Here is a 14,518-nt window from a genome sequence, read left to right as displayed (position 1 = left end):
CTAACAAAAATGCCCAAAAGCATATTGGTAACAGGAGGAACAAAAGGAATTGGAAAAGCCATCATTCATCGCTTTGCGAAAGAGGGCTTTGACATCGCCACATGTTCCCGAAATCAGGAAGATTTACGTAGATTAAAAGAGGAGTTAGAGTCTAAATTCTCTAAGATAAAGGTCATTGCTGAAGTGGCTGATCTTTCTCAAAAAGATCAAGTGAAGGCTTTTGCTTCCAAAGTCCAAGCCGAATTTCAGCCAGACGTTTTGGTAAATAATACAGGCTTATTTTTACCGGGAGCCATTCATGATGAGCCGGAAGGGAATTTTGAACTGATGATGGATACCAATCTTTTTTCGGCTTATTATTTGACCCGAATTTTTATTGGAGAAATGATCCAAAGAAAATCCGGTCATATTTTCAGTATTGGTTCAATCGCAGGGACCACCGCCTATCCTAACGGAGGTAGTTACGCGATTTCCAAATGGGCCATGCTGGGAATGACCAAATGCCTAAGAGAAGAAATGAAACCCCATCAGGTGAAGGTAACTTCCATTTTACCTGGTGCTACTTACACGGCTAGTTGGGAAGGGGTAGATTTACCTATTGAAAGATTTATGAAGCCTGAGGATGTAGCGGAGTCTGTATGGGCTGCTTACAACCTTTCCCCGCAATCTGTTGTTGAAGAAATAGTGATTCGCCCACAATTAGGTGATATTTAATCATATGGAGCCATTAATTAAGTCTAACGATTTATTGTACTGTAATAGTCTTACTTCCTATTCACGTAGAAAAACCATTCCTGTCAAAGTTGGGGATGTATACATAGGTGGGGACAACCCAATAGTCGTACAGTCCATGACCACGGTAGATACCATGGACACTCAAGGTTCTGTAGAGCAGTGCATACGTATGATTGATTCAGGATGCCAACTGATCAGAATCACGGCCCCCAGCATCAAAGAGGCTGAAAATCTTCGAAAGATAAAAAATGAACTCAGAAAGAGAGGTTACCAGACACCCTTGGTAGCAGATATTCATTTCACTCCCAATGCAGCCGAAATAGCAGCAAAAATTGTCGAAAAAGTACGGATCAATCCGGGCAATTATGCCGATAAGAAAAAGTTTGAGGTCATAGAATATACTGACGAAAGTTACCAGGAAGAGCTGGATAGAATTCGTGAACGCTTTTTGCCTTTGGTGAAAATCTGCAAAGAACATGGAACTGCGATGAGGATCGGAACCAATCATGGATCTCTCTCTGACCGGATCATGAGCAGATATGGAGATACTCCCTTAGGTATGGTAGAATCAGCCTTGGAATTTTTAAGAATCTGTGAGGATGAAAATTATCATGATATCGTCATATCTATGAAATCATCCAATACTCAGGTTATGGTGCAGGCATATCGTCTTCTGGTGCAAAAGTTGGAAGAAGGTGGATTTAAGCCTTATCCCTTACACCTGGGAGTAACTGAAGCTGGAGAAGCCGAAGATGGAAGAATCAAGTCAGCTGTTGGAATTGGAACTTTGCTTGAAGACGGATTGGGAGACACAGTACGGGTTTCATTGACAGAAGATCCGGAATTTGAAGCTCCGGTAGCCAAAGCTTTGATAGATCGTTATACCAATAGATCCAGACATCAGGAGATTGATGTGATTCAAGATTATCCAATCAAACCATTCGAGTATACCAAAAGAAGCAGTGCTGAGGTTTACAACTTTGGAGATCATAATGTTCCTAGAGTAATCACAGATATTTCAAGAATAGAAAAGATTACTGAAAAGGAAATGAAGGCAGTCGGTCACTTTTATCTGCCTGAATTGGATAAGTGGAAAATGAATGATCAGGGATGTGACTTCGTCTATTCCGGTTCCAATTCTATTCCTTTCATGCTTCCTAATGGAATGAAGGAAATCCAAAATTTCGAAGTCTGGGACGAGGCTCCTGATCAGAAAAATAAGTTTCCGCTATTTACTTGGGGGAATGTTCAGAGTGCCAGCGTTTTTCATGAAGCTTTGAATTTTCTCGAATTGTTGGATACAGAGGTGGAGGAAGCTATTCCATTTTTACAAAACCAGACCAATTGGGTGGTTATTTTAAAAACCAATAACACTCATGCCATGCCGGCATTGAGAGCTGCCTTTGTAAAACTTTTGAAAGTAAGCTGTACTATTCCTGTGGTGGTAAAAGTTAGCTACACAGATCAATCAGCTGATAAAACCATGCTTTACGCCGCCACAGATGTAGGAGGTTTGTTGGTAGATGGATTGGGAGATGGGATTATGATTTCCATGGAAAAAGAAGCAGCCCATGAAAGAGATGAAATGCTTGAGCAAATTAAGCTGCATAATTCAGTTTCTTTTGGAGTCTTACAAGCTGCCAGAACCCGAATGTCTAAGACTGAATATATTTCTTGTCCTTCCTGCGGACGAACGCTATTTGATCTTCAGGAAACGACGGCTATGATTCGTAAGCGAACAGATCATCTCAAAGGTGTTAAAATCGGAATCATGGGCTGTATCGTAAATGGTCCTGGAGAAATGGCTGATGCAGATTATGGGTATGTAGGTTCCGGAAAAGGGAAGATTACTTTGTATAAAGGAAAAGAAGTGGTCAAACGATCTGTTCCTTCAGAAAAAGCCGTGGATGAACTTATAGAAATCATTCGAGAAGATGGGCAATGGATAGAGCCTGAGACCATCTGATTTTCTGTTAGAAAAGCAAAAAAAGATACTGGCTTTTGGGCAAACTTATCTCCCCATCAGTGTGTTTACAGTAAAAATTACAAGACTATGTCTGAAAAAAATAAAGTAAAAGAGTTCTTTAAGCTGGGTGAGGTGGGGAATTACTTTATCCGGGTTTTTCAAAAACCAGATCCTAATCAAAAATCAAATTTCAATCTGAGAATGATGCATGGAATCAACAAGATTTCCATCATCATCTTCTTATTTGCTATCATTGTATGGACGATCAAGAGATTGATGTAATTGCACATATAATTTCCTTTGAAGCCTGATTTCAGTTTTGAATCAGGCTTTTTTATTTTCGGTGTCGGGAATTCTTCTTTTTTTGAGGTATTTTAGACTCAATCAACCCTCAATAACCTATTCAATTTCATGAAAAAACTATTTACAGTTATCCTGCTTGCATTTCTTTCAGTTCAGGTTTTCGGTCAGCAATTGCAAAATATCAAGTCTAATTATTTTGAATTGCGCGTTTATACGGCTCATGAAGGGAAAATGCCCGATTTAATTAACCGTTTTCAAAATCATACCATGAAGATTTTTGAGCGCTTAGGGATGGAAAATATAGCCTATTTTCTTCCGGTAGATGAAAGTGAAAATAAGCTTTACTACATCCTAGGTTATCCGGATGCAAAATCCAGAGATTTATTATGGCAAAAATTTTCCGCTGATGAGGAATGGCAGGCAGCCTATCAGGAATCAATCAAAGACGGGATTTTAGTAAAAGACATTCAGGAAACTTTTATGGTATTTGCGCCGGGGTTGAATGAAGGTCCTCTGCCTGCTCCAAGTGGGATATTTCAGCTGAGAATTTATCATTGTTTTGACGGAAAGATCAGCGATATCCAGTCCAGATTTAGAAATCACACCCAAGCTTTATTTGAAAAGCAAGGTTTAAAAAATTATCCTTATTTCTTGACAGTTGAGAAGGGAGGCAACCAGCCTAAACTTATCTATCTCTTAGGGCACTCAAATCAGGCGACTTATGAAAAATCCTTTGCTGATTTTGTAAAAGATCCGGTATGGATTAAGGTAAAAGAAGCCTCAGAAAAGGATGGTAAAATAGTGGAAAGAGTGGATGCGGTTTTTTTAAAAACCTTACCTTTTTCTCCAATGAAATAGAAAAGAAAATCCCGAGCTGAAAACTCGGGATTTTTTTATCTTTCTACCTCTCTGAGATTTTCCATTTTTTTATTTCTCAAGAATCCATTGATATCCTCAAAGTGTTCTTTCACTCTTTTATTTCCAAATTCAAACACTTTGGTTACCAAGCCATCTAAGAAATCACGGTCGTGTGAAACCACCACCAAGGTACCGTCAAATGCTTTCAATGCATCTTTGATGATGTCTTTGGTTTTCATATCCAAGTGATTGGTTGGTTCATCTAGAATCAACAAATTGACAGGCTCCAATAAAAGCTTGATCATCGCCAATCGGGTTTTTTCCCCACCGGAAAGGACTTTTACTTTTTTGTTGATATCATCTCCTTTGAACATGAAAGCACCCAACAAATCCTTGATCTTGGTTCGGATTTCACCTACAGCAATCTGGTCGATTGTTTCGAAGATGGTTAGACTCTCATCCAAAAGGGAAGCTTGGTTTTGTGCAAAGTATCCAATCAAAGCATTATGACCCAGCTCGCATTTTCCTTCGTAGTCAATCTCGCCCATGATGGCTTTGATCATGGTTGATTTACCTTCTCCATTTTTTCCGACAAAAGCTACTTTCTGCCCTTGCTCAATGGTCATGGAAGCATCTTTGAAAACCACATGATCGCCATAAGACTTGCTCATTTCATCCACAATGACTGGATATTTTCCAGATCTTGGAGAAGGAGGGAAGCGAAGCTTTAAAGCAGAAGTATCTACCTCATCTACTTCCACGAGTTCCAGTTTTTCCAGCATTTTCACACGGGATTGAACTTGCAGGGTCTTGGAATAAGTACCTTTGAAACGTTCGATGAACTGGGTAGTTTCTGCGATAAATTTCTGCTGCTCTTCGTAATGCTTTTGCTGTTGTTCTCTACGCTCTTTTCTCAGTTCTAGGTAGTGAGAGTATTTGGCCTTGTAGTCATAGATACGACCCATGGTAACCTCAATGGTTCTGGTAGTAATATTGTCCACAAAAGCTCTATCGTGGGAGATCACCACTACAGCCTTGGCCTTAGAAATCAAAAACTCCTCGAGCCATTGTATGGATTCAATGTCCAGGTGATTGGTAGGCTCATCCAATAGAATAAGGTCCGGTTTCTGTAAAAGGATTTTAGCCAATTCAATTCGCATTCTCCATCCGCCGGAGAATTCAGAAGTGGATCTTTGCAAATCATCCCGTTCGAACCCCAGGCCTAAAAGTACCTTCTCAACTTCTGCTTCATAATTGACCTCTTCGATGGCGTAGAATTTTTCGCTTAATTCAGAAACCTGCTCAATTAGCTTATAATATTCTTCGGATTCATAGTCTGTTCTTACAGTCAGCTCCTCGTTGATTCTTTCGATCTCAGCCTTCATGTCCAAGTAGCTAGCAAAAGCCTTGGCAGTTTCATCCATGACAGTACAGTCATCGCTCGTCAAAAGGTGTTGGGGCAAATAAGCGACAACATAATCCTTTGGTGCAGAAACAGCTCCTGAAGTTGGTTTGGATTGCCCTGCAATAATTTTCAAAAGCGTGGATTTACCAGCTCCATTTTTTCCCATCAAGGCGATTTTATCATTTTCATTGATGGCAAAGGAGATATTACTGAAAAGCGCCGTGCCGCCATGCAGAACGGTCACATTGTCTACTGAAATCATAAGGCAAGAAATTGAAGCGGCAAAGGTAGATTTTTAAATATGAAATCAGAAGTTAGACATAAGAAAAAAACCGCCTCGAACTCAATCGAAGCGGTTTCAATTTATGGTTTATCGGTCACCCGATAGTAACAATTTATTAAGCGTTTACGCCCAAAACCTTGGCCATTACAGCACCAATTTCGGCAGGAGATTCTGCAACGTGAATTCCGTTTTCTCTCATGATTCTCATTTTGGCTACAGCTGTATCATCTGCTCCTCCGATGATGGCACCTGCGTGTCCCATTCTTCTTCCTGGAGGTGCTGTCTGTCCAGCGATAAATCCAACAACAGGTTTTTTGTTTCCTGTCTCTCTGATCCACTTAGCCGCTTCTGCTTCATAGTTTCCTCCGATTTCTCCAATCATTACGATGGCATCAGTCTCAGGATCTTCCATGAGCATTTGAACAGCCTGCTTGGTAGAGGTTCCGATGATAGGGTCGCCACCGATACCGATAGCGGTAGATACACCCAAACCAGCCTTGGCAACTTGATCCGCTGCTTCGTAGGTCAAGGTTCCAGACTTGGACACGATACCGATTCTTCCTTGCTTGAACACGAAGCCAGGCATGATACCTACTTTCGCTTCTCCAGGAGTGATTACACCCGGACAGTTTGGCCCAATCAAGATAGCTCCTCTTTCTTTGATATAAGGCTTAGCCTTCATCATATCAGCTACAGGAATACCTTCCGTGATAGCGATGATTACTTTGATTCCTGCATCAGCTGCTTCCATAATTGCATCAGCCGCGAAAGCAGGTGGAACAAAAATGATAGAGGTATCTGCACCAGTCTTCTGAACAGCTTCTTCTACAGAATTAAACACTGGCTTTTCTAAATGAGTTGAGCCTCCTTTTCCTGGAGTTACACCACCTACTACATTGGTGCCATACTCGATCATTTGCTGTGCGTGAAAAGAGCCCTCAGATCCGGTGAATCCTTGTACGATTACCTTGGAATTTTTATTGACTAGTACACTCATGCGTCGATTTTTAAAGTTTGGCACAAAAATAAGAGAAACCGACCGCTGACAAAAGAATATATCAACAATATCCACTTTATTTGACATACGGCATCTTTTTCTAATTTAGCCTTTATGAAACTTAACACCCTGAGGTTTCTGCTCTTAATCACCTTTACAGTGATCAGTGTAGCCACCCAGGCACAAACATTTAAATTCAATTCTAATCCTAAAGGGGTTCAGCTGCCTGTACAAACGGTTTTTCAGGTAGAGCAGGATACTTTGGGTAGGATATGGTTTTCCACAACAAGAGGTATATTTTTCTCAGATGGATTTCAAACCTATGAACTACCTGATAGCTTAAAATCGCTTTTCGATTATCAAATCAATATCCATAAAGATGAGGATGGAATGATTTGGTTATACAATGACCGAGGCTATGGTAAATTTTTGAAAGGAGGCTATGGAAGTTGGAAAGAAGTCAGTTTTCCTGAAAAGCTGAGAGACAATGATGTGTTTTATATTTTCTTCAGCACAAGAGGGAAGGGGAAGGAAAAGGAGTATGTGCTGGACACGAATTATGAGTTGATATTTTGGAGGGAAGGAGAACAAGCTCATGTTTTCTATAAGAAAAACAAAGACTGGGGAAAATTGGGTCACTTGGGAGGCAGTAGAGACTATCCGATATTTTTTCTTTCAAACTCCACTCTAAGATTTATCAATGGTAAATTTGAAGAATACAACTGGGAAAACTCCATCTTACCCTCACCTCCTGTGATGGTTAAGAAGTCTCCTGAAACAGGAGAATTTTATTTTTTAGGAAGTAACTATTTGGCAAAAGGTAGTTCTGAACTTAATGCCTCAGAAATTATTGATTCTAACCTTAAAAAAGATTTTACATTCCTTCGGGATTATTTCGATTTACAGTTTTCAAAAGGGAGCGTTTTCTATTTCTTTAATTCAAATCTGAGAAAACTAAGCTATGGTTCCCAGCGATTTTTGGATATTAACCTAGAGCCCCTTTTCAGAGTATTTTATATCCATGATTTTTTGATTGACAGAGAAGGAGTTTTGTGGATTGTAACGAGTAGAGGCTTAGTTAACCTTAATAGTTTAGCCTTCCAGACTTACAATGCACAGGTTTCAGGCTTGTTGAGTGATGAAGTGACTGCCATTTCAACTATACCGGGAGAGGACTCCTATTTAATTGGGTTTAATAATGGAATACAAAAAGTTTCTAGAAGTGGTATCCATAATATCTATGTGGACTCCAATTCCGGAGTGATTCCTAATAGTAGAATCGTGAATTTTTCTATTCAAGATGAGAATACAATTTGGTTTTCGGCCAATATTCGGGGAGTAGGAAAATATAATGTGAAGACGGGAAACCTACAGATTTTTCCGCATCCCGAAAAAGAGGGAGTCTCTTCAGTATATGCATTTGGTGATTCCTTGATGATCACCACTCCAAAGTCTGTGTATTTAGCTTCCACGAAAGGTAATTTTCAGAATTTGTATTCAAATTCTCTGAAGTCACAGCTGGAAGAAATCATGAATGGCTTCTACCACCTTCGAAAAGCCGGAAAACTATCAGATGGAAGAAAAATAATAATCAGGGCTAGTAGACTTGTAAATGAAAGAAGAATCATTCAGGAAAATGGGCTTTTAATTGCAGAGGGGTATGATTATCTGGAAACAGAAAATGGGATTTTGTTAGGCACCGAGACTGGTTTGAAAATCATAAAAAATGATACAATCCTTCCTTTTGAAGTGAATGGCAACACTGTAAACCGAGCGGTTTTTTCAATTCTGAAAGACTCGAAAGGAGTGATCTGGCTAGGAACCGATGATGGAATTTTTAAAATAGATCAATTGCAAATCAAGCATTTGAACAGTCAAAATGGATTGGCAGATAATGAGACCAACCGGGGTGCATTGATAGAAGGGAACCGAGGTTTGATTCTAATTGGAACTTTAGATGGATTTTCCATTTTTAAGCCTGATGAGCAGTTTTTTGCTCAGGGGGAGCCCAAATTACATTTGAATTCCATTTTCTTGGGTGGGAATCAGATTGAAGAAGGTGCTGAGTTGAAGGTGCCGTATGAGAAAAATACCCTTGAAATTAATTATTCAGCTATTGGGTTCAATGAGGAAGATGAATTATGGGTTCATTATAGAGTAATAGGCCTAAATGAAAATTGGGAGGTCCTTAAAAACCCCAAATCTTCGAGAATATTTTTGCCCAATCTGCCTGCTGGGGAATACCAGGTAGAAATTAAAGCTTCCTATGAAGGGACCAATTTCTCTGATGCTATCACTACACCAGTTTTCACGGTTTTAAGGCCCTTTTATCTCAGAGCCTGGTTTTTGATAATGCTTGCTCTGTTTCTGGTGGGGGTAGGGTTTTTTATCAATTCATTTTTCGACCAATTGAGAAAATTGGGGGTTTTGGAGAGCGTATTGTCTAAAAAAGATAAAGAAAAAGTGCATGCAGAAGAGCAATTCAAAAATGTATGGGATAGCTCCAAAGATGCCTTGTTGTTGAGTATTGATGGAAAAAAAATAGTTGCTGCTAATCCTTCTTTTGCTTTTTTGGTGAAAAAATCTACAGAGGATTTGGAGGGAGAGAATTTTCAGGAAATCCTTGAAGACACTAAATTTTTCATGAATTTTCAAAAAACATTGGACCAACTGGATACAATTGGTTTGACCTTTTTGCAGGAGGTGAAATGGAGTAATCAAAGTCTGGAAATGGAGGTTTACACTAAAGTGATTAATTCTGATATTCAGGAAGGGCGATTGATTTTGACGGTCTTTCGAGATGTGACGATTGAAAGGCAGATTGAAAAAAAGCTGACTGAGGCAAAAGAAAAAGCGGAAGAAGCCAATAGGTTTAAGACGAGTTTATTGTCGAATGTGAGTCATGAAATCAGAACCCCACTGAATGTGATTTTGGGAGGTACGGAACATATCATGATGAAATATTCTAAAGACCCCAAATTACTTTCGGAGTTGGATTTGATTCTTCAGAGTGGTGAAAGGTTGCTCACCACTATTTCCTCGATTTTGGATATGGCAAAAATCGAGGCAAATAAAATGCAGGTATCTTATTCTTTCTTTGACGTTAAAGCTTTTATATCTGCGATCATGAAACCCTATTTTTCTCATGCGGAACGAAAAGGACTTCAATTAAAACTTGAATTTCTAAAAGATAGAATAGAAGGAAGTTCGGATAAACGTTTCTTGGAAATGATCATCAATAACCTCATCGGAAATGCCATGAAATACACCGAATCAGGTGTGGTGAAAATGACTGTAGACCATGTTGGTGATCTTCTGAAAATAGAGATTCTGGATAATGGAGTTGGTATGGAGGAAGATTTTCTTCAAAAGGTTTTTGACCCTTTTGAACAAGAGAGTAGTGGAAATCAGCGAAAGTTTGAGGGAACAGGTTTGGGCATGACCATTACCAAAAATCTTTTGGAATTATTGAAAGGAGGCATCCATCTGGAGAGCGCTAAAAATAAAGGGACGAGAGTAATAGTTGAAATTCCATTGTCAGAATCATAATTTTTGTATTTTTCCTAATCTATTCTTAACCGGGATCCAAAGTTTAAATGTTTAGCCTTAAAATTCTCATCGTTGAAGATGACTCAGTCTCAGCTCTTTTATTGCAAAGGGCCTTGGAAAAAAACAATCACGAAATTATTGGTATAGCAGATACAGGTGAAAAAGCTTTGGACCTGCTCGATGAAAGTCATGCAGATATTGTGATGATGGACATCAATCTTGCCGGTGAACTCGATGGAATCACTACCACTGAGATTATCAATGAAAAGTTTGATATTCCGGTCGTATACCTTAGCGCCAGTTCGGATGCCGAAACCCTTAATAAAGTCGTGGGCACCAATCCTAGTGCCTATGTGATCAAGCCCTTCAATATCCGTGAACTCAACATGGTAATTGAATTGGCGATTTTTAAAGATCGCAAGGAGAAAGAATTACAAAAGCTGAATAATGAACTGGAAGAGAAAGTGAAAATCCGGACGGCTGAGCTTTATGAAGCAAACAAAGAGTTGACCAAAGCCCTTGAGAAGGAAAGAGAAATTAATGAATTGAAATCCAGGATTGTCTTAAATGTATCTCATGGGTTTAAAACTCCATTGACCTCTATATTGAGCTCTGCTCAACTGCTACAGATGTATGCTGAAAAAGATCATCCGTTCAAGCAAAAGATCGCCAAGCATGCGATGAAAATCGAAAATTCTGTTCGTGCCCTAAACAACCTGCTCACCAGTGTGCTATTCTTTGGAAAGGCAGACGCAAACAAAATGGAATTCAAGCCTAAAAAGATGTTTTTGGGAGCTTTTGTTAAGGAGTTGCTGGATACCGTTAAAGCCGGTATCGAAAATGATGTGACGATTAAAACAGAATTGGGTGACCTGCCTAAAACTATTGTTTCAGATAGTGAAATTCTATACCAAACCTTCGAGAATTTACTTTCCAATGCGGTCAAATACTCCAAAGATGGGAGTGAGGTCTTTTTCAAATTAGACTTTCAGAATGGACATCTTTTGGGAACTGTGGTAGATAATGGAATTGGAATTCCCAAATCAGAACAAAGTCAGCTGTTTGATCGTTTTTTCCGAGCAAAGAATGTGGGTATTGTGGAAGGATCAGGTTTGGGGCTTTCCATTGTCAAAAAATGTATAGAAGTTATGAACGGAGAAATAAACTTTTCAAGTGAGGTGAATAAAGGAACTACCTTTGAAGTGAAAATCCCTGTAATGTAAAATGTTGATTTCAACTGAAAATATTCAATATTCCCATCCGGGCCAAGCTCCTCTTTCTTTTCCTGATATTCATTTAAAAGCTAATGAAGCTCTCTTGGTTCTTGGTAAATCAGGAAGTGGAAAGACAACTTTATTAAATATTTTGGGTGGTTTGCTAATGCCTCACAGGGGAAGTGTATGCATTGACGGAGTGGATCTAAACTCAATACAAGGCTCAAATCTAGATCTTTTTAGAGGTAAAAATATCGGTATCGTATTTCAAAAACCTCATTTGTTAGCTCCATTGACAGTGGAGGAAAATCTTCAAATGGCTCATTATTTTTCCAAGAAAAAGGGTCAGGAAATCAATCGCTTATTGGATGAGCTGGGCATAGGAGTAAAATCCAAGTCTAGAGTTCAAAACCTGAGCGAGGGAGAAGCACAAAGAGTTTCCATTGCAAGAGCATTGGTAAATTCTCCCAAGTTGATTTTGGCAGATGAACCTACCTCAAGTTTGGATGATGAGAATACTTTTAAAGTTTTGAACCTTTTACAAACTCAAGCAAAAAAAATAGGAGCGGCTTTAATTATAGTGACTCACGATCAACGGGTTAAAGATCATATTCCTCAATTTATTGAAGTTAAAGGCGCATGAATTTATTTCGATTAAGCTGGAAGTATTTGACATTCAGGCCTCTTTCCACTGGATTGAATGTGATTTTATTGGCATTGGGCCTTGCAATTATTACTGTTTTACTGCTCGTTCAGGATCAGTTTGAAAATAAAATGACCAAGGATGCAGAAGGCATAGACTTAGTGGTCGGTGCTAAAGGGAGTCCACTTCAGCTCATTTTATCTGGGGTTTATCATATAGATTTCCCGACAGGGAATATTCCTTTGGAAGAAGCTAAAAAGCTATCAAGAAGTCGCTTGATTAAAAATATCATCCCCCTTGCCCTTGGAGACAATTATAAAGGCTATCGAATAGTTGGAACCAATCATGACTATCTCGGCCTTTTTGAAGCTCAGTTTGATCAGGGAAAAGTTTGGGAACAGCCGTATGAGGTGGTAGTAGGTGCTACTGTTGCCTTGCGGGAGGGACTCAAAGTTGGAGATACTTTTGAGAGCAGCCATGGGATCAGCGTAGGTAGTCATGATCATGAGCACGACTATCAAGTTGCAGGGATTCTTGCTCCAAGTGGAAATGTGATCGATAGATTGGTTTTGACCTCCATAGAAACAGTATGGTATACCCATGAAGAAGAGGCTGAGTCAGAAGATGAAAAGGATCATTCCGAGCTGCATCAGGAAGTTTCGAAAACTGGCTTTCCTGAAGGAGATCAAGCAAAGGAGGTCACTTCTCTCTTGATTCAATACAGAAGTCCTATGGCAGCTGTGCAATTACCGAGAATGATCAATTCAGGGACTTCTATGCAAGCCGCTTCTCCTACTTTTGAAATGGCTAGGTTATTTGAGTTGCTAGGCGTAGGTGTAAGTTTACTTCAAGGCTTGGCTTTTCTCTTAATTGGTATTTCGGGCTTAGGAATCTTCATAGCACTTTATAATTCTTTGAAAGAAAGAAAATACGATTTGGCCATATTAAGAGTAATCGGAGCATCCAGAGGGCAATTGGTATTTTTGATTTTCTTGGAAGGAATCATTCTTACCAGTATTGGAGCTTTAGTTGGGATTCTTTTAGGCCATAGTTTTTTAGCCGTAATTATTTCACAAAATGAACAGGGAGTTGCTGCCTCGCTTGATGCTTGGATTTTCTTAAAAGGAGAACTTTGGATACTGGTTTATGCGTTAGGGGTTGGTATTCTGGCCTCTCTTATTCCTGCGTGGTCAGCTTATCAAACAAGTATTGCAAAACAATTGACAAAGTCATAACTAGCAGCAGAATTAATTAAACCCATGAAATATTTCAAAACCACCCTATTGACAGGATTGCTTTCCTTAGGGTTCGCAGTTTTCACCTACGCGCAAAGCCTAAATGTGTGGAAGAGCCTTTCGGAAGTTACCTATAAAATCAGTGAGGATAACTTTGGGGAGCTTTACGTTCCAGTATTCTCTGATAAAGTGAAGCAGCTGGAAGGAAAAGTAGTGGAGGCGGATGGCTACATTATTCCTTTCGAAGGAATGTTCAAGCCGGAGCACATTATTTTATCCAGTTTACCACTTGCAGAATGCTTTTTTTGTGGTTCTGGTGGACCGGAAACGGTCATGGAGGTAATGCTGAAAACTCCTATCAAATACACCTCTAAAAGAGTGAAGGTAAGAGGGAAGTTGACTCTCAATTCCAAGGATCCTGAGAAGTTGATGTATATTTTGAAGGATGCTACTTTGGTGGAGTAGAGAAAAAAGGAGCCCTGAAAATTTCAGGGCTTTTGTATTAATAGGTGAGTTCTTTCTCCAATTCTTTAAATTTTTCCAGCAAATTCACGGAAATCGGTCCGGGTTTGCCATTCCCTATGGTTCTATCATCAATTTGTGTTACCGGTAATAGAACTTTGGTGGTACTACAGATAAAGGCCTCATCTGCGTCCCATACTTCCTGCAAACTGACAGGTCGAATGGTGACCTGACCTGCTATTTTGATTAAATTTTTCCGGGTAATTCCAAGAAGAATATGCTCACTTGGAGTGATTAGCTCACCATCCTTCACAATAAAGAAGTTGCTTCTGGAGCTTTCACTGATAAACCCGTTCATATGATATAATACATCCTCAGCTCCTTGCTTCTTCCACTGAGCCGAATGCCAAACTGCAAGTGCATAGTTGGTGGTTTTGATGTCAGCTATTGGACGGACATATTCTAAGGTCAAAAGCTTAACTCCCTTTTCATATTTCTCTTCAGATGGGAAAATTAAGGACTCTGCAAAAATGAATAGTTTGCCATCAGCGGGAGAAAAGTGGTTGTCTGAAACTCCACCGCTCAAAACCATTCTCAATCCGCCCTGCTCCAAATCATTCTTTTCAATTAATTGCCTGATGATTTGACGGAGTTCTTCTCTGGAATAATCTAAAGGAAGGAAGGTCTTTTCTGCTGAAGCAGTAAACCTATCCAGGTAATCTTCCAAAAATAGACCTTGATGATTGACTGTTCTGAAGAAATCAAAAATTCCATATCCCCTGATTAAGCCCAAGTCCATTGGATGGATAATTGCAGTTTGAGTATCTATGATTTTTCCGTCAGCGAAGCAAAATGGTTTCATATTTTT

12 protein-coding genes are annotated in these 14,518 nt (G+C 39.4%); 9 read left to right on the top strand and 3 right to left on the bottom strand.

What is annotated here, in order from left to right; genetic code table 11:
• Window positions 1–9 precede the first annotated feature (9 nt).
• The 4 genes from FL972_RS05845 (at window position 10) to FL972_RS05830 (ending at window position 3,862) form a co-directional block, all read left to right on the top strand.
• Window positions 10–714 (top strand): SDR family oxidoreductase, encoded by a 705-nt coding sequence (locus FL972_RS05845; RefSeq protein ID WP_144604137.1) that lies wholly within the window; start codon window positions 10–12, stop codon window positions 712–714.
• A gap of 4 nt (window positions 715–718) precedes the next feature.
• Entirely contained in the window at window positions 719–2,701 is a 1,983-nt protein-coding gene (gene ispG / locus FL972_RS05840; protein ID WP_144604136.1) for a (E)-4-hydroxy-3-methylbut-2-enyl-diphosphate synthase, read from the top strand.
• A gap of 87 nt (window positions 2,702–2,788) precedes the next feature.
• Window positions 2,789–2,983: a DUF6728 family protein gene (locus FL972_RS05835; RefSeq protein ID WP_091655060.1), complete on the top strand. Its 195-nt coding sequence runs from the start codon at window positions 2,789–2,791 to the stop codon at window positions 2,981–2,983.
• Window positions 2,984–3,112: 129 nt separating this feature from the next.
• Entirely contained in the window at window positions 3,113–3,862 is a 750-nt protein-coding gene (locus FL972_RS05830; protein ID WP_144604135.1) for an NIPSNAP family protein, read from the top strand.
• Between the two features lie 35 nt (window positions 3,863–3,897).
• Here the strand turns inward: FL972_RS05830 and FL972_RS05825 are convergent, their stop codons facing one another.
• Window positions 3,898–5,529, bottom strand: coding sequence for an ABC-F family ATP-binding cassette domain-containing protein (locus FL972_RS05825; RefSeq protein ID WP_144604134.1), 1,632 nt, complete (start codon window positions 5,527–5,529; stop codon window positions 3,898–3,900).
• 136 nt (window positions 5,530–5,665) lie between these two features.
• Window positions 5,666–6,547 (bottom strand): succinate--CoA ligase subunit alpha, encoded by an 882-nt coding sequence (gene sucD, locus FL972_RS05820; protein WP_091655066.1) that lies wholly within the window; start codon window positions 6,545–6,547, stop codon window positions 5,666–5,668.
• Window positions 6,548–6,661: 114 nt separating this feature from the next.
• On the opposite strand from sucD, the gene FL972_RS05815 reads away from it, so the two are divergent.
• From FL972_RS05815 to FL972_RS05795, 5 genes are read left to right on the top strand one after another with little or no spacing between them, the layout of a single operon-like run.
• A complete protein-coding gene (locus FL972_RS05815) occupies window positions 6,662–10,096 on the top strand; it encodes a sensor histidine kinase (RefSeq protein WP_144604133.1) in 3,435 nt (1,144 codons plus the stop codon).
• 47 nt (window positions 10,097–10,143) lie between these two features.
• The gene (locus tag FL972_RS05810) at window positions 10,144–11,319 is read left to right on the top strand and encodes a hybrid sensor histidine kinase/response regulator (protein WP_144604132.1); all 1,176 of its coding nucleotides are present in this window, start codon (window positions 10,144–10,146) and stop codon (window positions 11,317–11,319) included.
• A 1-nt stretch (window position 11,320) separates the two neighbouring features.
• Window positions 11,321–11,953 (top strand): ABC transporter ATP-binding protein, encoded by a 633-nt coding sequence (locus FL972_RS05805; RefSeq protein WP_144604131.1) that lies wholly within the window; start codon window positions 11,321–11,323, stop codon window positions 11,951–11,953.
• Window positions 11,950–13,188 carry an ABC transporter permease gene (locus tag FL972_RS05800; protein WP_144604130.1) on the top strand — a complete coding sequence of 413 codons (1,239 nt, stop codon included), beginning with the start codon at window positions 11,950–11,952 and terminating at the stop codon, window positions 13,186–13,188. The genes FL972_RS05805 and FL972_RS05800 overlap by 4 nt, the downstream gene beginning before the upstream one ends.
• Window positions 13,189–13,212: 24 nt before the next feature.
• Window positions 13,213–13,653: a hypothetical protein gene (locus FL972_RS05795; protein ID WP_144604129.1), complete on the top strand. Its 441-nt coding sequence runs from the start codon at window positions 13,213–13,215 to the stop codon at window positions 13,651–13,653.
• A gap of 37 nt (window positions 13,654–13,690) precedes the next feature.
• On the opposite strand, the gene FL972_RS05790 is transcribed toward FL972_RS05795, so the two are convergent.
• Window positions 13,691–14,512 (bottom strand): aminotransferase class IV, encoded by an 822-nt coding sequence (locus FL972_RS05790; RefSeq protein WP_144604128.1) that lies wholly within the window; start codon window positions 14,510–14,512, stop codon window positions 13,691–13,693.
• Window positions 14,513–14,518: the final 6 nt, after the last annotated feature.

Origin of the sequence: Algoriphagus algorifonticola, from assembly GCF_007655305.1 — a bacterium.
GTDB classification, from domain to species: Bacteria; Bacteroidota; Bacteroidia; order Cytophagales; family Cyclobacteriaceae; genus Algoriphagus; species Algoriphagus algorifonticola.
Note: the sequence above shows the minus strand (reverse complement) of the source record. Positions and strands in the feature narration are given on the sequence as shown.